The 17770-nt window shown below is 65.7% G+C and carries 24 protein-coding genes; 15 read left to right on the top strand and 9 right to left on the bottom strand.

Features of this window, described 5'->3' with window-relative positions:
• Nucleotides 1-50: 50 nt before the first annotated feature.
• The 5 genes from ASE13_RS11215 to hemE form a co-directional block, all read right to left on the bottom strand.
• Nucleotides 51-737 carry a TerC family protein gene (locus ASE13_RS11215; protein WP_056615501.1) on the bottom strand — a complete coding sequence of 229 codons (687 nt, stop codon included), beginning with the start codon at nt 735-737 and terminating at the stop codon, nt 51-53.
• 44 nt (nt 738-781) lie between these two features.
• Nucleotides 782-1075 (bottom strand): antibiotic biosynthesis monooxygenase family protein, encoded by a 294-nt coding sequence (locus ASE13_RS11210; RefSeq protein WP_056615498.1) that lies wholly within the window; start codon nt 1073-1075, stop codon nt 782-784.
• A 171-nt stretch (nt 1076-1246) separates the two neighbouring features.
• Nucleotides 1247-2503: a transcription termination factor Rho gene (rho, locus tag ASE13_RS11205; RefSeq protein ID WP_029936932.1), complete on the bottom strand. Its 1257-nt coding sequence runs from the start codon at nt 2501-2503 to the stop codon at nt 1247-1249.
• 199 nt (nt 2504-2702) lie between these two features.
• Nucleotides 2703-3155 carry a CopD family protein gene (locus ASE13_RS11200; RefSeq protein ID WP_056615495.1) on the bottom strand — a complete coding sequence of 151 codons (453 nt, stop codon included), beginning with the start codon at nt 3153-3155 and terminating at the stop codon, nt 2703-2705.
• A 22-nt stretch (nt 3156-3177) separates the two neighbouring features.
• Nucleotides 3178-4215 (bottom strand): uroporphyrinogen decarboxylase, encoded by a 1038-nt coding sequence (hemE, locus tag ASE13_RS11195; RefSeq protein WP_414885384.1) that lies wholly within the window; start codon nt 4213-4215, stop codon nt 3178-3180.
• A 303-nt stretch (nt 4216-4518) separates the two neighbouring features.
• Here hemE and ASE13_RS11190 point away from each other — a divergent pair, with 303 nt between their 5' ends.
• The 11 genes from ASE13_RS11190 (at nt 4519) to ASE13_RS11140 (ending at nt 11700) form a co-directional block, all read left to right on the top strand.
• Nucleotides 4519-5340, top strand: coding sequence for a pyruvate, water dikinase regulatory protein (locus ASE13_RS11190; RefSeq protein WP_200955692.1), 822 nt, complete (start codon nt 4519-4521; stop codon nt 5338-5340).
• Nucleotides 5337-5933 (top strand): Maf family protein, encoded by a 597-nt coding sequence (locus ASE13_RS11185; protein ID WP_082596702.1) that lies wholly within the window; start codon nt 5337-5339, stop codon nt 5931-5933. Before ASE13_RS11190 ends, ASE13_RS11185 begins: the two co-directional genes overlap by 4 nt.
• Entirely contained in the window at nt 5930-6748 is an 819-nt protein-coding gene (locus tag ASE13_RS11180; RefSeq protein WP_200955690.1) for a shikimate dehydrogenase family protein, read from the top strand. Before ASE13_RS11185 ends, ASE13_RS11180 begins: the two co-directional genes overlap by 4 nt.
• Complete coding sequence (gene coaE / locus ASE13_RS11175; protein ID WP_056615490.1) at nt 6745-7338, top strand: dephospho-CoA kinase; 594 nt, start codon at nt 6745-6747, stop codon at nt 7336-7338. The genes ASE13_RS11180 and coaE overlap by 4 nt, the downstream gene beginning before the upstream one ends.
• A gap of 6 nt (nt 7339-7344) precedes the next feature.
• Nucleotides 7345-8037: a DNA polymerase III subunit epsilon gene (gene dnaQ, locus ASE13_RS11170; protein WP_056615487.1), complete on the top strand. Its 693-nt coding sequence runs from the start codon at nt 7345-7347 to the stop codon at nt 8035-8037.
• A gap of 56 nt (nt 8038-8093) precedes the next feature.
• On the top strand, nt 8094-8681 hold the full coding sequence (gene hpf, locus ASE13_RS11165) for a ribosome hibernation-promoting factor, HPF/YfiA family (protein ID WP_056615484.1): 588 nt from the start codon (nt 8094-8096) through the stop codon (nt 8679-8681).
• Nucleotides 8682-9088: 407 nt separating this feature from the next.
• Nucleotides 9089-9556, top strand: coding sequence for a PTS sugar transporter subunit IIA (locus tag ASE13_RS11160; protein WP_056615481.1), 468 nt, complete (start codon nt 9089-9091; stop codon nt 9554-9556).
• Nucleotides 9543-10016 (top strand): PaaI family thioesterase, encoded by a 474-nt coding sequence (locus tag ASE13_RS11155; RefSeq protein WP_056615478.1) that lies wholly within the window; start codon nt 9543-9545, stop codon nt 10014-10016. Before ASE13_RS11160 ends, ASE13_RS11155 begins: the two co-directional genes overlap by 14 nt.
• Nucleotides 10016-10354 (top strand): DUF1491 family protein, encoded by a 339-nt coding sequence (locus tag ASE13_RS11150; protein WP_056615475.1) that lies wholly within the window; start codon nt 10016-10018, stop codon nt 10352-10354. Before ASE13_RS11155 ends, ASE13_RS11150 begins: the two co-directional genes overlap by 1 nt.
• Nucleotides 10355-10508: 154 nt before the next feature.
• Nucleotides 10509-11156: a cell wall hydrolase gene (locus ASE13_RS11145; RefSeq protein ID WP_056615472.1), complete on the top strand. Its 648-nt coding sequence runs from the start codon at nt 10509-10511 to the stop codon at nt 11154-11156.
• 61 nt (nt 11157-11217) lie between these two features.
• Nucleotides 11218-11700 carry an MmcB family DNA repair protein gene (locus ASE13_RS11140; RefSeq protein WP_056615469.1) on the top strand — a complete coding sequence of 161 codons (483 nt, stop codon included), beginning with the start codon at nt 11218-11220 and terminating at the stop codon, nt 11698-11700.
• 13 nt (nt 11701-11713) lie between these two features.
• On the opposite strand, the gene ASE13_RS11135 is transcribed toward ASE13_RS11140, so the two are convergent.
• Nucleotides 11714-12325, bottom strand: a complete 612-nt coding sequence (locus ASE13_RS11135; protein ID WP_056615467.1) for an ankyrin repeat domain-containing protein — start codon at nt 12323-12325, stop codon at nt 11714-11716.
• A 71-nt stretch (nt 12326-12396) separates the two neighbouring features.
• Here ASE13_RS11135 and ASE13_RS11130 point away from each other — a divergent pair, with 71 nt between their 5' ends.
• From ASE13_RS11130 to ASE13_RS11120, 3 genes are read left to right on the top strand one after another with little or no spacing between them, the layout of a single operon-like run.
• Complete coding sequence (locus ASE13_RS11130; RefSeq protein ID WP_056617671.1) at nt 12397-12984, top strand: SCO family protein; 588 nt, start codon at nt 12397-12399, stop codon at nt 12982-12984.
• Nucleotides 12981-13415 (top strand): YcgN family cysteine cluster protein, encoded by a 435-nt coding sequence (locus ASE13_RS11125; protein ID WP_056615464.1) that lies wholly within the window; start codon nt 12981-12983, stop codon nt 13413-13415. Before ASE13_RS11130 ends, ASE13_RS11125 begins: the two co-directional genes overlap by 4 nt.
• The gene (locus ASE13_RS11120) at nt 13412-14095 is read left to right on the top strand and encodes a M48 family metallopeptidase (protein ID WP_056615461.1); all 684 of its coding nucleotides are present in this window, start codon (nt 13412-13414) and stop codon (nt 14093-14095) included. Before ASE13_RS11125 ends, ASE13_RS11120 begins: the two co-directional genes overlap by 4 nt.
• Before the next feature lie 52 nt (nt 14096-14147).
• On the opposite strand, the gene ASE13_RS11115 is transcribed toward ASE13_RS11120, so the two are convergent.
• The 3 genes from ASE13_RS11115 to ASE13_RS11105 are packed head-to-tail and all read right to left on the bottom strand — an operon-like array spanning nt 14148 to nt 17288.
• Nucleotides 14148-16283, bottom strand: coding sequence for a transglycosylase domain-containing protein (locus ASE13_RS11115; protein ID WP_056615458.1), 2136 nt, complete (start codon nt 16281-16283; stop codon nt 14148-14150).
• A gap of 40 nt (nt 16284-16323) precedes the next feature.
• Nucleotides 16324-16755: a peptide-methionine (R)-S-oxide reductase MsrB gene (gene msrB / locus ASE13_RS11110; protein WP_056615454.1), complete on the bottom strand. Its 432-nt coding sequence runs from the start codon at nt 16753-16755 to the stop codon at nt 16324-16326.
• Between the two features lie 32 nt (nt 16756-16787).
• Nucleotides 16788-17288 carry a sterol desaturase family protein gene (locus ASE13_RS11105; protein WP_056615450.1) on the bottom strand — a complete coding sequence of 167 codons (501 nt, stop codon included), beginning with the start codon at nt 17286-17288 and terminating at the stop codon, nt 16788-16790.
• 25 nt (nt 17289-17313) lie between these two features.
• Here ASE13_RS11105 and ASE13_RS11100 point away from each other — a divergent pair, with 25 nt between their 5' ends.
• Nucleotides 17314-17619, top strand: a complete 306-nt coding sequence (locus tag ASE13_RS11100; protein WP_056615447.1) for a hypothetical protein — start codon at nt 17314-17316, stop codon at nt 17617-17619.
• The last annotated feature ends 151 nt before the right edge of the window (nt 17620-17770 follow it).

Below are 17770 nucleotides of genomic sequence, written 5' to 3'. Positions count from 1 at the left end.
CTCCTTCGTCATTTTCGCCTTCGCGGAAATGGCCAAGGTATCAGGACGCCTCAGCCGAAAAAGCTGAGGATCCCCGGCGTTTCGTGGGTGCCGACCCAGCCTTCGTAGATCATCCGGAAAGCGACAAAGACGATCACCGCGAGGCCAATATAGGCGATCCAGCGATAGCGATCGATCAGCTTGGCAATGAAGTTGGCCGCAAGGCCCATCAAGGCGACCGAGAGCAGCAGGCCGACGACGAGAATACCGGGATGTTCGCGCGCCGCGCCGGCGACGGCGAGGACGTTGTCGAGGCTCATCGACACGTCGGCGATCGCGACTGCCCAGGCGGCGCCGGCGAAGCTGCGCGCGGAACGGATTCCCGAACGTTCGTCTCCGTGAATCTCCTCCGAGCCCGGGCTCTCGCCCATGTGCCTGATCTCGCGCCAGAACTTCCAGCTCACCCAAAGCAGCAACAGCCCGCCGGCGAAGATCAGCCCGACGATGCCCATCAGCCAACTGACGATCAGCGCGAAGAAAATGCGCAGGACCAGCGCGGCGCCGATGCCGATCAGGATGACCTTCTTGCGTTGCCCGGCGGGAAGACCCGCCGCGAGCGCTCCCACGACGATCGCATTGTCTCCAGCAAGGACCAGATCGATCATCAGCACCGACCCGAACGCCGCGAGCGCTGCCGGCTCGGTGATGTTCGAGAAGTCGGCGACGATATGGTGCCAGATGTCCAGCGGAGATCCCATCCCGCCGGCTGTGGAAGCGGCGGCAGACAGCAGTGCGAACAGGCTCAAACGATCGACTCCCCGAAATATTCGACCACCGGCATCGGCTCATAGAAGCCGTGGAGCAGCCTGCGCCAGTCCTGATAACCCGCCGACGTGCGGAAACCATCGCGATGCGCGGCGATATCGGTCCAAACCACTCGCAACAGATAGAGATCCGCGCGCTCCGCAGCGGGACGAACCTCGATTGCGACGAACCCCGGCGAGGCCGCGATCAGCGGCCTTGCTTCGCGCATCGCCGCTTCGAAGGCTTCGCTCTCGCCCGAGCGGACATGGAGGAGAGCGTGTTCGACGATCATGCCGGCCTCTCCCTGTGTTCAACAAACTGCGTCGGGCAGCGAGGTTCCCAGACACGTCATCCCGGCCGAAGTGCCGGAATCCAACGGTGCCGCATGCGAAGGACTGAAGGCGCCTGCTCTTCAGCCAGCCTCACGGTGTACCTCGGCACAATGCCGGGATGACGGATAGGTTTACTGATTCATCGAATCGAAGAAGTCCTCGTTGGTCTTCGAGTCCTTCATCTTGTCGAGCAGGAACTCCATCGCGTCGATCGTGCCCATCTGCATGAGGATACGGCGGAGCACCCACATCTTGGAGAGCTTGTTCTTGTCGACGAGCAGCTCTTCCTTGCGGGTGCCGGACTTGCCGACGTCGAGCGCCGGGAAGATGCGCTTGTCCGCCACCTTGCGGTCGAGCACGATTTCCGAGTTGCCGGTGCCCTTGAACTCTTCGAAGATGACTTCGTCCATGCGGCTGCCGGTGTCGATCAGCGCCGTGGCGATGATCGAGAGCGATCCGCCCTCCTCGATGTTGCGCGCGGCACCGAAGAAGCGCTTCGGTCGCTGCAAGGCATTCGCATCGACACCGCCGGTCAGCACCTTGCCCGAGCTGGGCACCACGGTGTTGTAGGCGCGGCCGAGGCGCGTGATGGAATCGAGCAGGATCACCACGTCCTTCTTGTGCTCGACCAAGCGCTTGGCCTTTTCGATCACCATTTCGGAGACCTGCACGTGGCGCTGCGCCGGCTCGTCAAAGGTCGAGGAGATGACCTCGCCCTTCACGCTGCGCTGCATGTCGGTGACTTCCTCGGGGCGCTCGTCGATCAGCAGCACGATCAGGAAGACCTCAGGGTGGTTCTCGGTGATCGCGCGGGCGATGTTCTGGAGAAGCACCGTCTTGCCCACGCGCGGCGGCGCGACGATCAAGGCGCGCTGGCCCTTGCCCTGCGGCGCGACGATGTCGATGACCCGCGCCGACTTGTCCTTGATCGTCGGGTCGAGCGTGTCGAGCGTCAGCTTGCTCTCGGGATAGAGCGGCGTGAGATTGTCGAAATTGACGCGGTGGCGGACCGCATCGGGATCATCGAAATTAACCGAGACCAGGCGGGTCAATGCGAAATAGCGCTCGCCGTCCTTGGGGCCGCGGATCTCGCCTTCGACGGTGTCGCCGGTGCGCAGGCCGAATTTGCGGACCTGGTTGGGCGAGACATAGATGTCGTCGGGGCCGGCAAGATAATTCGCCTGCGGGCTGCGCAGGAAGCCGAAGCCGTCGGGCAGCACTTCGATCGTGCCTTCGCCCATGATCTGCTCACCATTCTCGGCCTGGGCCTTGAGGATTGCGAACAGCAGATCCTGCTTGCGCAGCGTCGACGCGCTTTCGACGCCGAGCTCTTCAGCCATGCTGACGAGTTCGGCGGGCGGGGTTTTCTTGAGTTCCTTGAGGTGCATGGGGAGTCCGGGTGCTGGGAAGCTATGGGGAGAGCGTCGGTCGGCGGATGCGCACGAGTGGCGATGCTGAAGGAGGGAACCGTCGCCCGAGGAGCGTCCGGTCTGATGTGCGAATTAGGTGTGGGTCTTCGTCAAGTCAACGGCCATCGCAACGATTTACGCGCAGGAATATTGCCGAAACTGCGGAGCCGCCGCAAAATTAGAACGGTTTGACCACCACGAGCACGACGATGAGCACGACCGCCAGCGCGGGGACCTCGCCGAGCATGCGCAGCCGGCGCGGCGAGAGACTGCCCTGCCCCTTGGCCAGCTTCTTCGAATAGCCGACCGCCCAGCCATTATAGCCGCTGAGCGCGATCACCAGCAGCAGCTTGGCATGGAGCCAGCCGAGCCCGGGCTCGCCGTCGAACAGTCCGAAATTGGTGGCGAGCGCAAGTCCGAGCAGCCAGACGATCGCCATCGACGGCACAAGAATCGTGCGGCGGAGCAAGGCCTCGCGCTTTTCCCAATCGGCGGCCTGCGGCGTGCCGAGCGCCTCCTGGTGATGAACGAGATAGCGCGGCAGCAAAAACAGGCCCGCCATCCAGAAGATCACGAAGATGATGTGGAACGCTTTGACCCAGAGATAGGCGCCACCCAAAAATCCAGTCATGCTCGCCTCCGTTCGCGGGCGGTCATTTTTCCGTCCTCACCCGCGCCAGCAGCTGCTCGACATGCGCAATCGGCGTATCGGGCAGGATGCCGTGGCCGAGATTAAACACATGCGGGCGTTCGGCGAAAGCGGCCAGAATCCGGTCGACCGCGGCATCGAGCGTCGCACCGCCGGCGATCAACGCGAGCGGATCGAGATTGCCTTGCACCGGCATGTTCGCGGGCAGCGAGGCATGCGCCCAGACGGGATCGACGGTCTCATCGACACCAATCGCATCGACGCCCGTCTCACGGGCATACGCAGGGAGCTTGCCGCCAGCGCCCTTGGGGAAGCCGATCACCGGGACGCCCGGCGCACGGGCATGAAGTGCCGCGACGATGCGCGCGGTGGGGGCAATCACCCATTGCTCGAATTGCACAGGCGAAAGGCTGCCCGACCAGCTGTCGAACAGCTGGACCGCCTCGACGCCGGCAGCGATCTGGCCGAGCAGATAATCGATCGTGCACTCGGCAATGCGATCGACCAGCGCCTGCATCAATGCGGGATCGCGATAAGCAAGGCGCCGCGCCTCGGCCTGCTCGCGGCTGCCCTGCCCGGCGATCATGTAGGTCGCGACGGTCCAGGGACTGCCTGCAAAGCCGAGGAAACTGGTCTCAGGGGGCAAGAGCGTCGCCACCTTGCGGACGGTGCCGTACACCGGTTCCAGTGCTCCTGCGTTCGTCCGGAGGCCTTCCAGCACGTCGCGGGCGGTGATCGTGGGTGCGAGCCGCGGGCCCTCACCGATTTCGAACCAGAGATCCTGCCCCAGCGCCATCGGCACGATCAGAATGTCGGAGAACAGGATCGCGCCGTCCATGCCGAAGCGGCGGATCGGTTGCAGCGTGATCTCGGCCGCCGCGTCGCTTTCCATCGCGAGCGCGAGGAAGCCGCCTTTCTCCTCCCGCAGCGCCCGATATTCGGGGAGGTAGCGGCCCGCCTGGCGCATCAGCCAGATCGGAGGAACCAGCTGTCGCGCACCCTTCAAAGTCGCGAGCAGGGGCTTGGGAGACGGGGAGCTCAGGGCCTCTATCCTAATTCTATAAGAGAAGAATCTAAGGGTTGTTGGAGATAGTAGGGGCGTGGAAGCCGGGGCTTAGGCACTCGCCCGCAAATTGCCAACAGATTGACTCCGTCGCCCCCACGGATGCCCGCGGATTCGGCTTTCATGTCCCCGCTTTCCACAGCCTGTGACCCGGAACCGGGGGCTGGGGACGGGGTTGTGGAAGAATCGCGAGCCGGAGCCCGGTTTTCGCGCGCTTGGCCGCTGCGCGCGGTTGCGCTAGCGGCTGTCCATCATGTTCTCCACAGATTCACGCACGGCCTGATGCGGCTCCATCTCCACCTTCTCTCGGACTCCACCGGCGAGACGCTGGAGAATATCGCCAAGGCCGCGCTGGCACAGTTCGACGACGTCGAGACGCTGCGCCATTTCTGGCCGATGGTGCGCAGCGAAGCGCATCTCGAGCGCATCTTGGAGGAGATCGCGCAGAATCCGGGCTTGGTGATCTTCACTTTGGTCAACAACGATGTCCGCCGCACGCTCGAGACGCGCTGCCGCGCGATGGGGCTGCCGGCGATCGCGCCGCTCGATCCGGTGAGCCACGCGCTGTCGAACCTGCTCGGGCAGGAAGCCAAGGCCCGGCCGGGGCGGCAACATACCCTGGACGCCGCCTATTTCGCGCGGGTCGACGCGATCCAGTTCACCATGGCGCATGACGACGGCATCGGCGCCGAGGATTGGGAGGAATGCGACATCGTCCTCGCCGGCGTGTCGCGCTCGTCCAAGACGCCGACGTCGATCTATCTCGCCAATCGCGGCTACAAGACCGCCAATATCCCGATCGTGGTCGAATCGCCGCCGCCGGCGGAGCTGTTCGGACTCAAGCATCCTCTGGTCGTCGGGCTCACCACCAGCGCCGACCGGCTCGTCCAGATCCGCCGCAACCGGCTGCTCTCGCTCAACCAGAGTCCCGAAACGGCCTATGTCGATCAGGATTCGGTGCAGCGCGAGATCGCTTATGCTCGCCGCATGTTCGCCGACAATGGCTGGCCGGTGATCGACGTGACGCGGCGATCGATCGAAGAGACCGCGGCGGCGATCATCCAGCTCTGCAACGAGCGGACATTGCGGGAGAAGGATGCATGAATCTGATCCTCGCCTCGCAGAGCGCGTCGCGCCGGGCGATGCTCGATGCCGCCGGCGTGCCGTATGAAGCGGTCGCGGCGCAGGTCGACGAGGCTTCGGCGAAGGAATCGCTGATCGCGGGCGGGATTTCCGCGCGCGACTTGTCGGACGCGCTCGCCGAATTGAAGGCGCTCAAGGTCTCACGCATGGCGCCGGGCGCACTGGTGCTCGGCTGCGATTCGGTGGTTGCGCTCGACGACGGCACCTTGCTCGACAAGCCGGTCAGCCGCGAGAATGCCGCCGAGCATCTGCGGATGATGTCGGGACGGCACCACGATCTCTACAGCGCCGCGGTGATCGCCGAGGGCGGTCGCGGCGTCTGGCGGCACGTCGATCGCGCGCGGATGCACGTCCGGACATTGTCGGAAGGCTTCATCGCCGAATATCTGGACAAAGAATGGCCCGCGATCGGCGGCTGTGTCGGCTGCTACCGGATGGAGGGGCCGGGTGTGCAGCTGTTCAGCCGCACCGAGGGCAGCCACTTCACCATTCTGGGAATGCCGATGCTGCCACTGCTCGATTATCTGCGCGTCCGGGGAATTCTGACGTCATGACGCTTCCCTTGCCATATGCCGAAGTGATCGGCGACCCGATCGCGCATTCGAGATCGCCGCTGATCCATGGTTTCTGGCTCGAAGCGCTGGGCATCGACGCCGAATATCGCGCGACGCACGTCACTCCCGAAGGGTTGGCCGCCTATTTCGAGTCGCGGCGGAGCGATCCCGCATGGCGCGGGACCAACATCACCATCCCGCACAAGCAGGCAGCGCTCGATCATGTCGAGGACCGCGGCGACGTGCGCGGCTCGATCGGCGCAATCAATACGGTGGTGCGCGCCGAAGACGGTGCGCTGATCGGCACCAACACCGATGCCGGCGGATTCTACGCGCCGATCGCCGGGCTCGACCTCGAAGGCCGGCATGCGGTGGTGGTCGGCGCGGGCGGTGGCGCGCGCGCGATCCTGTTTGCACTGTCGCGGGTGGGCATCGGCCGGGTGACGATCCTCAACCGCAACGTGCTCAAGGCTGCGGCCTTGCTGTCGAGCTTTGGGATCAAGGGTGACGCGGTGCCGCTCGGCAGTCCGCTCCCCCCCGCCGACCTGCTGGTCAACGCCAGCGCGCTCGGCATGGGGGGGCAACCGCCGCTCGATCTCGATCTGTCGCCGCTCCCCGAGGATGCGGTGGTCTATGACATCGTCTATTCGCCGCTCGAGACGCCGTTGCTCGCCCAGGCGCGGGCGCGCGGGCTCGATACCGTGGACGGCCTCGACATGCTGATCGGCCAGGCCGCTCTGGCATTCGAACTATTCTTCGGTGCCGCGCCGCCGCGCGACCGCGACGATGGGCTTCGGGAATTGCTGGAGAAATGATCACCGTCGGTCTCACCGGCTCGATCGGAATGGGCAAGTCGACCGTCGCGCAGATGTTCGCCGCGGAGGGCGTGCCGGTGTTCGACGCCGATGCGACCGTGCACGCGCTGCAGGGGCCCGGCGGTGCGCTGGTCGAAGCGATCGAGACAGCCTTTCCCGACACCACCGGTCCGCAAGGCGTCGATCGTACCGCGCTGCGCGAGGCGGTGTTCGGCGATGAATCGGCGTTCGCCCGACTGGAGGCGCTGGTGCATCCGGCGGTTGCGCGCGAACGCGACAGGTTCCTGGCGGCCAACGCAGGTGCGCCGATCGTCATGCTCGACGTGCCCTTGCTGTTCGAGGCGGGCGGCTGGGCGGCCGTCGACAAGATCGTCGTGGTCTCCGCTCCGGCCGAAGTACAGCGCGCCCGCGTGCTCGCGCGGCCGGGAATGACTGTCGAGCGCTTCGAATCGATCCTCGCGCGCCAGCTTTCCGATGCGGAGAAGCGCGCCCGCGCCGATTTCGTGATTTCCACCGATGGCCCGCTGGACGAAACCCGCGCGCAGGTGCGCCACGTCCTCACTTGCCTAGCCGCGCGCGCGGGAGGATAAGGCGGAATGCGCGAAATCGTGTTCGATACCGAAACGACGGGGCTCAGCTTCGCGGGCGGAGACCGGCTGGTCGAGATCGGCTGCATCGAACTGGTCAACCGGGTGCCCACCGGGCGGCATCTGCACCATTATATCAATCCCCAGCGCGACATGCCGGCCGAGGCCGAACGCGTCCATGGACTGAGCGCGCGCTTCCTCTCGGACAAGCCGCTGTTCCACGATGTGGTCGAGGATCTGATCGAATTCCTCGGCGATTGCCCGCTTGTGGCGCACAATGCGGGATTCGACTTCTCGTTCCTCAATGGCGAGCTCGGCCGCTGCGGGCGTCCGTTGATCGATCATGGCCGGATGGTCGACACGCTCGCGATCGCGCGCGTCAAGCATCCCGGTGCCAAGCACACGCTCGACGCCCTGTGCGTGCGCTACGGAATCGATCTCAGCGCGCGCACGCTCCACGGCGCGCTGCTCGACGCGCAGCTGCTGGCGCAAGTCTATGTCGAGCTGACCGGCGGGCGGCAGATCACCTTGGGCCTCGCGGTCGACGCGCCGGTGATGCGCGAGACGCCCGCCGAGGCTGCGAACCGGGTCCATGTGCGACCCGCCCGGCATTTTGCGCCATCGGCTGCGGAACTTGAGCGCCACGCAGCCTTTGTCCAGAAGTTGGAGGACCCGCTCTGGGTATCGGCGGCATCCGGTTGACCGGGTTCGCCGACACCCGTGTCGGAGCGACCTCATTTTGAAGCGGAGGTAATGTCATGGATATCCGAGTCTCTGGCCATCAGGTCGAAACCGGCGCAGCGCTCAAGACGCTGGTCACCGAACGACTCCAGGGTATCGCCGACAAATATTTCTCGCGTGCCATCTCGGCCCAGGCCACGTTCGGCAAGGGGCCGCACGACAATGGCTTCACCTGCGACATCGTCATGCACGTGATGCAGGGACTGGTGCTCAAATCCTCGAATTCGGGGATGGAGGCCAATGGCGCGTTCGACGGCGCCGCCGATCGCATCGACAAGCAGCTCCGCCGCTATACCCGGCGGCTCAAGGACCGGCAGAACGGCACCGTCAATGCGTTCGCCGAGAACGGTGCCTATGACAATGCCGGCTACACGCTGTTCGAGGAGCCGGCTCCCGAGGAGGAACCGTCCGAGGCCCCGCTGATCATCGCCGAGACGCGCGTCGACGTGCCCGAGGCGACGGTTTCCGACGCCGTGATGATGCTCGATCTGCGGCACACCAATGCGCTGCTGTTCCGCAATACCGCAACCGGAACCCACAACATGGTCTATCGCCGCGGCGACGGGACGATCGGCTGGGTTGAGCCGAACCGCACTCAGGCCTGAGGCCTCGTATTCCCTGCCCGCAATGGCCGCGACGGAGCGGATTTTGGCGCACAGGGAGGAATGAGGAGGGAGCGATGTGGAGTTCGAGGCCGGTCGTGCCCCCGGCACGACCTGAACATCGCGGGGCGATGTTCACCTCGCACTCGTGACCGACGAATGACGTGGCTGTGCGCCAAAATCCGCCCGCCGCATCGGGGTCCCCACAAAGTAGTACTTTGTGGGGTGCCCCTGCGCGGTCGTCCGGAGACGAACGCTGGACTGCGTCAGCCCGCTTGCACGGGCCACCAGCCCGCGCTGCGCGAGCTTCCTTGCCAGCGCTCGTCTCCGGACGATCCCGGCCGTTGCGGGCAGGGAATACGAGGCCTAAAGGAGAGCGCGCCCTGGGGGCGGAACGCTTTGGACAACCGATGACCGAACTCAGCGATTTGCTGACGCCCGAGGCAGTGCTTGCCGGCCTGGGCGCAGCAAACAAGAAGACATTGTTCCAGCAGCTCGGCACCGCCGCGGCGCGCGCTTATGGCGTCGACGCGAAGCTCGTGACCGATCGGCTCGGCGAACGCGAGAAGCTCGGCTCGACCGGTTTTGGCGGCGGAATCGCGATTCCGCACGGCAAATTGGACGGGCTCAAGCATGTCGCGGGCGTGTTCGTGCGGCTCAACCAGCCGATCGACTTCGCCGCGATCGACGATCTGCCGGTCGATCTGGTGTTCATGCTGCTCTCGCCGACGGGCGCGGGCGCCGAGCATCTCAAGGCGCTCGCCTGCGTGTCGCGAAAGCTGCGCGACCGCAATTTCGCCGCCAAGTTGCGCGGTGCGGGCTCGGACGACGCGCTGTTCGCATTGCTCGTCGGCGTGGAGACGCGTGACGCCGCCTGAGCCCCGCCCTGAGCCGCGGGGCGCGGAGGCGCATTTCCGCGCACTCGAATCGCTCTATGCCGCCGCGCCGATCAACCGGCTGTTCGAATCGGTGCTCGAGATCGCCGAGGGCGGAGTCGCCCGGATCCGGTTCCACATCGATTCGCGCTATTTCCACGCCGCCGGCGCGGCGCATGGGACGAGCTATTTCAAGATGCTCGACGACGCCGCTTTCTATGCCGCGAACAGCCTCGTCACCGATCGCTTCCTTCTGACCACTGCGTTCAACCTGCTCTTCACCAAGCCGCTGGGCGAAGGTCCGGTGATTGCTGAGGGCCGCTGGGTGAGCGGGCAGCGCCGGGTGTTCGTCGCCGAGGCGCGGCTGATCGACGCGAGCGGCGAGGAGGCGGCGCGCGGCACCGGCACCTTCATGCGCTCGCGGATCCCGCTCGCCTCGCTCCCCGGTTATCGGGCGGCGTGATGGCGCGGCTGACCAGCGCGGTGCTGGTGAGCGCATTGGTGCGGCGCGTGGACCAGGCGGGCGGATCGGCGATGGTGCTCGCCAAAGGCGACGCGACCGCAGGCGGAATCCTGGTTCTCGCGTACCAAAAAGGCACAAATCCGCGCTTCTTTGAACGCGGTCTTGGTCCAAAAGGGGACCCGGCGCTGATCGCTTCCGGCCCCCCCGAATTCGCCGACGAAAGCGCGGTTTCTGCCTATTGGCAGCGCCGCCGCGGCTTCGACACGGACCTGTGGGTGGTCGAACTGGATATCGCAGGGGCGGAACGCTTCGCCGCTGAAACGTTTAACATTGATTGACATTGCGCGCCCGCGCGGGGAAAGGCGGCAGACGTTCCATAGCGTTGTGCCGACCGGGGTGTGAGACCGGGCGGTTACGCAGTCGGGGGGGAAGCCCGGCAGACCAGGTTTGTTGACGGTCTGTCGCGCGCCAACCGCACAGTAATGAAGCATAATGAAGTTCATGCCACGCGCCGCGACTTTCGCGGCTGTGACTTTTTGCGCTGGCGCACTTGCGAATGCCGCCACGCTCGACGCGAACATGGTGAGCCAGGAGGCTCCGGTTCAGGCAGTCAACACTCAGGAACACCACGTTGTTCCCGCGCCGACGATCGTGGCGCAGCCGGTCCTGAAGCAGGACGGCGAGATCGTGCAGCCGCTCCCGGAAGCGGCGCTCAAGGAAGATCAGGATTTCGCGACCCTTTCCGCCGCGGTTGCCGCGCACGAGGGCGGCGCCGGCGCCGATGCCGAGCTCAATTGCCTCGCGGTCGGCGTCTATTACGAGGCGAAGAGCGAACCGCTCGCCGGCCAGCTCGCGGTTGCCGACGTCATCATCAATCGCACCAAATCGGGTCGCTTCCCCAAGTCGATCTGTTCGGTGATCACCCAGCGCGGCCAGTTCTCGTTCGTGCGCGGCGGCAAGATGCCGACCCCGCCCGCCAACGCCCAGTGGCGCAAGGCGCTCGGCGTCGCCAAGGTCGCGCAGCAGGATCTGTGGGACAGCCCCGCGGAGAACGCGCTCTATTTCCACGCGCGCTACGTGAAGCCGAGCTGGGCGCGCGCGCGCGTCGCCACGGTGGGCAATCACATTTTCTACCGTTAATTTTGGCGCTTATTCCGGCGCGGGACTTTCCCGCGTTCGTGGAATGTTCTAACAGCCGGGGATGACCTCCCCGGCTGTTTTGCCATCCGATGCTCCCCTGGTGGCGAGCGAAGTCGCCCGCGGCGTCACGCGGATGCTGCTGCGCCACGATTGCGTCGCGATCGCCGAAGTCCCGCTCGACGGCGGCCGCCGCGCCGATCTGATGGCGCTCGATTCGCGCGGCAACATCCTGATCGTCGAGATCAAGGTGTCGCGTGCCGATCTGCTCGGCGACGGCAAATGGACCGACTATCTCGCGCATTGCGACCGCTTCTTCTGGGCGGTGCCGGCGGGATTCGATCTGCGGCCGTTCGAGCAAGAAGGGTTCCTGCCGGCGCGCGCCGGGCTGATCGTCGCCGATCGCTACGACGCGGCAGTGGTGCGCGAGGCGGCGACGGTGCCGCTCGCCGCCGCCACGCGCAAGAAATGTACCCTCGCCTTCGCCCGGCGTGCGGCACGGCGCGTGACGCATCTGCTCGACCCGGAGGCCGAGCAGGTCTTCTGAGAGAAGACGAGCGTCAGTTCGCGCCGGGGCCGGTCGCGCCGGTCTTCGCGCCCGCTTTGGGAGCATCGGCCAGCAATTTGGCGATCGCCGGATAGCGCGTGTTCTCGCGGGCATAGTCGCGCGCCGATTTGCCGCTGCCGTAATCGGCGCGGTCGGGATTGGCCTTTGCGTCGAGCAACTGGCGGACGATATCGATATTGTGCATCTGCACCGCGCGGATCAGCGGCGTTTCGCCCCCGGCATTGGCAAGGTTCACGTTCGCGCGATACTTGATCAGGATGCCGACACCCTCGCTCCAGTTCTGCTCGATCGCAACGATCAGCGCGGTATTGCCGCGGGCATCCTGCAGGTTCGGGTTGATGTCGTCGGCCTGGAGCAATGCGCGCAGATAGAGCGCGTCCGAGCGCCGGGCGACGATGTGCAGCGCACCCTCGCCGCTGCCGCGCTCCTTGGTGTTGACGATGCGCAGCGAGCGATCGAGCAGGAACTTGTTGACCTTGGGCCCATCCGCATCCCGGATGGCCTTGAGGAATTCATAGCCGTCCGAAAACTGCTGCGCGACGGCAGGGACCGCAATGAGCGCCAATGCGGCGACGGCGGCTACGCGGAACACACGAAAACCCATGATGCGGCTGAACCCCTCACTGAACCCCGTTCTTGCAAGCGCTCGACTAACAGATCATGGCTGACGGCGCCATGTACAGGATGTTTCCAGCCCTCGCTTTGCTCTGCGCGATCCCGCTCGCCGGCTGCGGTACCGCCAAGCCCGAGGAGCCGCCGCTCGCCGGCGCGCGGATCGGCGGGCCGTTCACGCTCATCGACCAGAATGGCAGGACCGTGCGCGACAGTGATTTCGCCGGCCGGTACCGCATCGTCTATTTCGGCTACACCTATTGCCCCGATGTCTGCCCCACCGACATGGCCAAGATCGGCCAGGCAATGAAGATCCTCGACAAGGAAGCCCCGCGGGTCGCTGCCAAGGTCGTGCCGATCTTCATCACCGTCGATCCCGAGCGCGACACGCCGGCTGCGATCAAGCAGTTCGTGGCGAACTTCCACCCGAGTATCGTCGGCCTCACCGGCAGCCCGCAGGCGATCGCCGCAGTCGCCAAGAGCTATGCCGTCTACTTCAAGAAACAGCCGCCCGGACCCGGCGGCGGCTATATGGTCGATCACCTCGCCGTCGCCTTCCTGATGGGGCCGAATGGCGAGCCGATCACGTCGCTGCCGATCGACAAGGACGGGCAGGCGATCGCCGGGCAAGTGAAGCACTGGGTCCGATGAGCGCGCGCTTCTGGGAGGATGTGCCGCTCGCGAAGCTCGATCGCGCCCAGTGGGAAGCCCTGTGCGACGGTTGCGGCAAATGCTGCGTGCACAAGCTCGAGGACGAGGAGACCGGCGAGCTGCACGCGACCAATGTCGCCTGCCGGCTGCTCGATCGGCGGATGGGACGGTGCAGCGATTATCGCCACCGCCATGCCTATGTCAGCGAATGCGTGCGGCTCAACGCGAACAACGTCGCCGGCATCGAGTGGCTGCCCTCGACCTGTGCCTATCGGCTGCGCGCGGCGGGCGAGCAATTGCCCGAATGGCATTATCTGGTGTGCGGCGATCCCGAGGCAGTGCATGCGGCCGGCCAATCGACGCGCGGCTGGACGATCTCCGAGGACGATGCCGGAGACTTCGAGCACCATCTGGTGGACCGCGAGCTTTGAGCGGCGGGATCGAAGTCGTCCGCCATGCGCGGGCGCGCTGCATGCGGCTCGCGGTCGATCCGCGCGATGGGCGGATCCGGCTGACTTTGCCGCCGCGCGCTTCGCTCAAGAAGGGGCTCGCCTGGGCCGAGGCGCAGAGCGGCTGGATCGCGGCGCAGCAGGCGCGGCTTCCCGAGATGCGGCCGCTGGCACCGGGCGCATATTTCCCGTTCGCCGGCCGCGAGATCGAGATCGTCTCCGCACCTTCGGCGTCGCGCATCCCGAAGCTGGAGGGCGATACGCTGATCTGCGGCGGTCCGCGCGAGGGGCTCGAACGCCGCGTCGAGCGCTGGCTGCGCGCCGAAGCGTTGCGCGTGCTCAGCGCCGAGACCGCCGAATATGCCGCGCGAGCGGGCGTTATCGTGACGCGCGTATCGGTCGGCGATCCGCGCGGCCGCTGGGGTAGCTGCGCCTCGTCGGGAGCGATCCGTTACAGCTGGCGGCTGATCCTCGCCCCCCATTTCGTCCGCCGCGCGACCGTCGCGCACGAAGTCGCGCATCGCATCCACATGAACCATTCGCCGGTCTTCCACCGGCTGGTCGCCGAACTCTACGAAGCCGATCCCGGCCCTGCCCGCGAATGGCTCCGCCGCAACGGCTCGTCCTTGCACTGGGTGGGGCGCCAGGGGCTACCAGCTTAAACAGGCTGATAAGCAAATCCTCCCCCGTTTCGCGAGGGAGGAATCTTTGGGCTCAGAATCCGTCCGGATTGTTCTCGCGCGGCGGTACCCGTTCGGCCGGTTGCGGTTGGCGGCGATCGTCGCGTGGCGGCGGCTGGGTACGGGTCGGCGCTGATGGCGCCGGCGGCGCGCCTCCCGTCATCCGGTCGATCCAGTCCTGGTCGAGCCGTTCGTCGGGGGGTGTCTGTTCCTCGGTGCCGTCGCTGCGCGGCTGCTGATCGACGGGCAGCGGATTGCCGTCCTCGTCGACGAACATGCCGTTGTCCGGCGTGTAATAGGCATTGTCCTCGGGCTCGAGCTGCCATTCGGGCAAGGTGACCTGCGTTTCGAACTGCTCGACCGGGCGCTTCGCCACAGCCTTGGTCATGAACGCGGCGAAGGCGCGCGCCGGTGCGGTGCCGCCCTGCAGTCCGGGGACGACCTTGGCATCGTCGCGCCCCATCCACACGCCGGTGGTGAGCCCGCTCGAAAAGCCGATGAACCAGCCGTCCTTGTTGGAAGTGGTGGTGCCGGTCTTGCCGGCGACCGGACGGCCGATCTGCGCGGCGCGGCCGCTGCCCGCGGCGACCGCGGTCTGGAGCAGGTCGGTCATCTGTGCGGCGACATAGGGCGCGACCAGCACATGGCTGGTATCGACTTCGTGCTGGTAGATGACCGCGCCGTTGGCAGTGACGCGGGTGATGCCGTAGGGTGTCACCGCCACGCCCTTCTGCCCCACCGAGGCGAAGGCGCGGGTCATGTCGATCAGCCGGACGTTCGACGTGCCGAGCACCATCGCCGGCTGGGTATTGATCGGCGTGGTGATGCCGAAGCGGCGCGCCATGCTCGCCACCGTGCTGAAACCGACTTCCTGGCCGAGCTTCGCCGCGATCGTGTTGAGCGAATAAGCGAAGGCGGTGCGCAGCGAGACCGGGCCCGAATTGCGCCCCGAATTGTTGCGCGGGGTCCAGCCGTTGATCGTCACCGGCTCGTCGACCACGGTGTCGTCGAGCTTGTGCCCCGCCTCGAGCGCGGCGAGATAGACGAACAGCTTGAACGCAGATCCCGGCTGGCGCGTCGCCTGGGTCGCGCGATTGTAGATCGAGGCGACATAGTCCTTGCCGCCGACCATCGCGCGCACCGCGCCGTCGCGGTCGAGGCTGACCAGCGCCCCCTGGGCGTTGCCGGGCGCGTTCTTGCGGATCGCTTCGTCGGCGGCGCGCTGCATGTCGAGGTCGAGCGTGGTCCACACCTCGAGCGGCGCCTCGCTCTCGTCGATCAGCATTTCGAGCTGGGGCAGCGCCCAGTCGGTGAAGTAGCGCACGCTGTTCTGGCGCGGCTCGGGGGCGAGCTTGACGGTGCGCGGATCGGTCGCCGCCGCGGTGGCGCGGCTGATCTTGCCGGTCTCGGCCATCACGTCGAGGACGACGCTGGCGCGGCTAACCGCGGCCTCGGCGTCGGCGGTCGGCGAATAATGCGACGGCGCCTTGACGAGGCCCGCGATCACGGCGGCCTCGGCGAGGCTCAGCTCGCTGGCGGAATGGCCGAAGAACTTGCGGCTCGCCGCGTCGATGCCATAGGCGCCGCCGCCGAAATAGACCTTGTTGAGATAGAGCTCGAGGATCTGGTCCTTCGAGAATTTGCGCTCCATCGCCAGCGCGAGCACGGCTTCGCGCATCTTGCGTCCGAAATCATATTTGTTCGACAGGAAGATCGTCCGCGCCACCTGCTGGGTGATCGTCGACGCGCCTTGCAGGCGGCGGCCGGTGCCGCGATTGGCGATGCCGGTGCGCACCGCGCGCGCAAGGCCCCAGGGATCGACGCCCCAATGGTCCTCGAAGCGGCGATCCTCGACCGCGATGATCGCGTCCTTCATCACCTGCGGGATCTGGTCGTATCGGATCCACTCGCCATAGCTAGGGCCCATCGACACCAATACGGTGCCGTCGGCGGCATGGACGCGGATCATCTGGCCGTTGGGCGAGGATTTGAGCTCGTCATAGCTCGGCAGCGAATTGCGGGTCGAATAGACCGCGATCCCGAGCGCGACTGCTGCGATGAGGCCGACCGCCACGCCGGCGATCACCGTCCACAAGGCGAGGCGCTTCCATCCGGATCCGGTGCGCCACCAGGATTTCGAGCGAGCGGTTTTCGGTTTTCTGGAAGCCATCGAAGCGGTGGTTAAGCCCTAAAGCCGCGGCTCACAAGAATCAGGAGCCGGAAGGTTCGCTAACCCCATTCGGGTTGCCGCCGCGTGAACGAAAATCGAGGCTAACCGAATTCATGCAGTAACGCTGTCCCGTGGGCGGTGGCCCATCGGGGAAGACATGGCCGAGATGGCCGTCGCAGCGCGCGCAACGCACCTCGACGCGGCGCATGCCATGGCTGACATCGGCATGCTCGACGACATGATCGGGCGCGATCGGCTGCGTGAAACTCGGCCAGCCCGATCCCGAATCATATTTGTCGATGCTGTCGAACAGATCGAGCTTGCACGCGGCGCAAGCGTAGATGCCATCGGCCTTGTTGTCGTTGTAGCGCCCAGAAAAGGCGCGTTCGGTGCCGGCTTCGCGCAGCACATGGAATTGTTCGGGAGTGAGCCGCTTGCGCCACTCGGACTCGGACAGATTGAGCTGTTCCATGGACTCTGATGTGTGCTCGGGGGCGGCGCGCGTCAATCCGGGTCCATATTAACCCTGATCAAGTCGCCGCGCGCCTTGAGCCGGCGTTTGAGGATGTCGGCGCGCGGCGCCCAGAGGAATCCGAAGCTCACCGCGCCGTGCTTGCTCGCCACCGCATGATGCAGCCGGTGCGCCTGGACGATCCGCTTCATGTAGCGCGAGCGGGGCACATAACGATGCGGCAGCCGGCGATGGACGATGATGTCGTGGAAACCGAAATAGATCGCGCCATAAGCGGCGATCCCCGCACCGATCCACGTCGACCCCGGCCACCAGCCGAGCTGGACCCCACCCAGCAGCAGCACGATCGAGGGAATGGCGAAGAGCACGGCATAGAGGTCGTTGCGCTCGAACGCGCCGGTACGCGGGCGATGATGACTCGCGTGCAGGAACCAGCCAGGCCCGTGCATCACCCATCGATGGGCGACATAGGCGAAGCCTTCCATCGCCAGGATCGTTGCCAAAAACAGCAGGATGCCCAAAGCGGGATGCATATCGGCGATATAGCGAGGCGAGACGATGGTTGCGAGGTTGCTGGTTGCGGGTGCGGCATTGGTCTCGCTGGCCGGATGCGCGGTTCCCGAGGCGCGGCTGCGGACCGGTCTGACCAATGCAGGACTGCCCGAGCCGCTGTCGGCGTGCATGGCCGAGCGCATGGCCGATCGCCTCTCGCTCAAGCAGCTGATGCGAATCGCCGATCTGCCCAAGGCGCGCGGATCCGAGTCGATCGACCAGTTCCTCCACCGCGTCCGCGCGCTCGGTGATGCCGAGATTCTCGGGGTCACCTCCAGCTCGGCTGCGCTTTGCGCGACGGGGCTGGGCTAGTCGCATTAGATCCTCCCCGGCACGGGGAGGATCAAGTGGGTCGTACCCACCGCACGGGTATTATTGCGATTACCTCGCAATCGCATTTGAGCGGAAAAGATTTGGATTCATCGCAGCGCCGTGCTTAAGGCGCTCGCAAACTTCGCCGGCA

The sequence above is a fragment of the Sphingomonas sp. Root241 genome, assembly GCF_001428865.1.
GTDB lineage: Bacteria > Pseudomonadota > Alphaproteobacteria > Sphingomonadales > Sphingomonadaceae > Sphingomonas.
This window is presented reverse-complemented; position numbering and strand designations above follow the sequence as displayed.

What these genes read in the sequence shown, in the direction of transcription:
- ASE13_RS11215 (WP_056615501.1), bottom strand. Translation starts at nt 737, where the DNA reads ATGGGATCTCCGCTGGACATCTGGCACCATATCGTCGCCGACTTCTCG.
- ASE13_RS11210 (WP_056615498.1), bottom strand. Translation starts at nt 1,075, where the DNA reads ATGATCGTCGAACACGCTCTCCTCCATGTCCGCTCGGGCGAGAGCGAA.
- rho (WP_029936932.1), bottom strand. Translation starts at nt 2,503, where the DNA reads ATGCACCTCAAGGAACTCAAGAAAACCCCGCCCGCCGAACTCGTCAGC.
- ASE13_RS11200 (WP_056615495.1), bottom strand. Translation starts at nt 3,155, where the DNA reads ATGACTGGATTTTTGGGTGGCGCCTATCTCTGGGTCAAAGCGTTCCAC.
- ASE13_RS11190 (WP_200955692.1), top strand. Translation starts at nt 4,519, where the DNA reads ATGCGGCTCCATCTCCACCTTCTCTCGGACTCCACCGGCGAGACGCTG.
- ASE13_RS11185 (WP_082596702.1), top strand. Translation starts at nt 5,337, where the DNA reads ATGAATCTGATCCTCGCCTCGCAGAGCGCGTCGCGCCGGGCGATGCTC.
- ASE13_RS11180 (WP_200955690.1), top strand. Translation starts at nt 5,930, where the DNA reads ATGACGCTTCCCTTGCCATATGCCGAAGTGATCGGCGACCCGATCGCG.
- coaE (WP_056615490.1), top strand. Translation starts at nt 6,745, where the DNA reads ATGATCACCGTCGGTCTCACCGGCTCGATCGGAATGGGCAAGTCGACC.
- dnaQ (WP_056615487.1), top strand. Translation starts at nt 7,345, where the DNA reads ATGCGCGAAATCGTGTTCGATACCGAAACGACGGGGCTCAGCTTCGCG.
- hpf (WP_056615484.1), top strand. Translation starts at nt 8,094, where the DNA reads ATGGATATCCGAGTCTCTGGCCATCAGGTCGAAACCGGCGCAGCGCTC.
- ASE13_RS11160 (WP_056615481.1), top strand. Translation starts at nt 9,089, where the DNA reads ATGACCGAACTCAGCGATTTGCTGACGCCCGAGGCAGTGCTTGCCGGC.
- ASE13_RS11150 (WP_056615475.1), top strand. Translation starts at nt 10,016, where the DNA reads ATGGCGCGGCTGACCAGCGCGGTGCTGGTGAGCGCATTGGTGCGGCGC.
- ASE13_RS11145 (WP_056615472.1), top strand. Translation starts at nt 10,509, where the DNA reads ATGAAGTTCATGCCACGCGCCGCGACTTTCGCGGCTGTGACTTTTTGC.
- ASE13_RS11140 (WP_056615469.1), top strand. Translation starts at nt 11,218, where the DNA reads ATGACCTCCCCGGCTGTTTTGCCATCCGATGCTCCCCTGGTGGCGAGC.
- ASE13_RS11135 (WP_056615467.1), bottom strand. Translation starts at nt 12,325, where the DNA reads ATGGGTTTTCGTGTGTTCCGCGTAGCCGCCGTCGCCGCATTGGCGCTC.
- ASE13_RS11130 (WP_056617671.1), top strand. Translation starts at nt 12,397, where the DNA reads ATGTACAGGATGTTTCCAGCCCTCGCTTTGCTCTGCGCGATCCCGCTC.
- ASE13_RS11125 (WP_056615464.1), top strand. Translation starts at nt 12,981, where the DNA reads ATGAGCGCGCGCTTCTGGGAGGATGTGCCGCTCGCGAAGCTCGATCGC.
- ASE13_RS11115 (WP_056615458.1), bottom strand. Translation starts at nt 16,283, where the DNA reads ATGGCTTCCAGAAAACCGAAAACCGCTCGCTCGAAATCCTGGTGGCGC.
- msrB (WP_056615454.1), bottom strand. Translation starts at nt 16,755, where the DNA reads ATGGAACAGCTCAATCTGTCCGAGTCCGAGTGGCGCAAGCGGCTCACT.
- ASE13_RS11105 (WP_056615450.1), bottom strand. Translation starts at nt 17,288, where the DNA reads ATGCATCCCGCTTTGGGCATCCTGCTGTTTTTGGCAACGATCCTGGCG.
- ASE13_RS11100 (WP_056615447.1), top strand. Translation starts at nt 17,314, where the DNA reads ATGGTTGCGAGGTTGCTGGTTGCGGGTGCGGCATTGGTCTCGCTGGCC.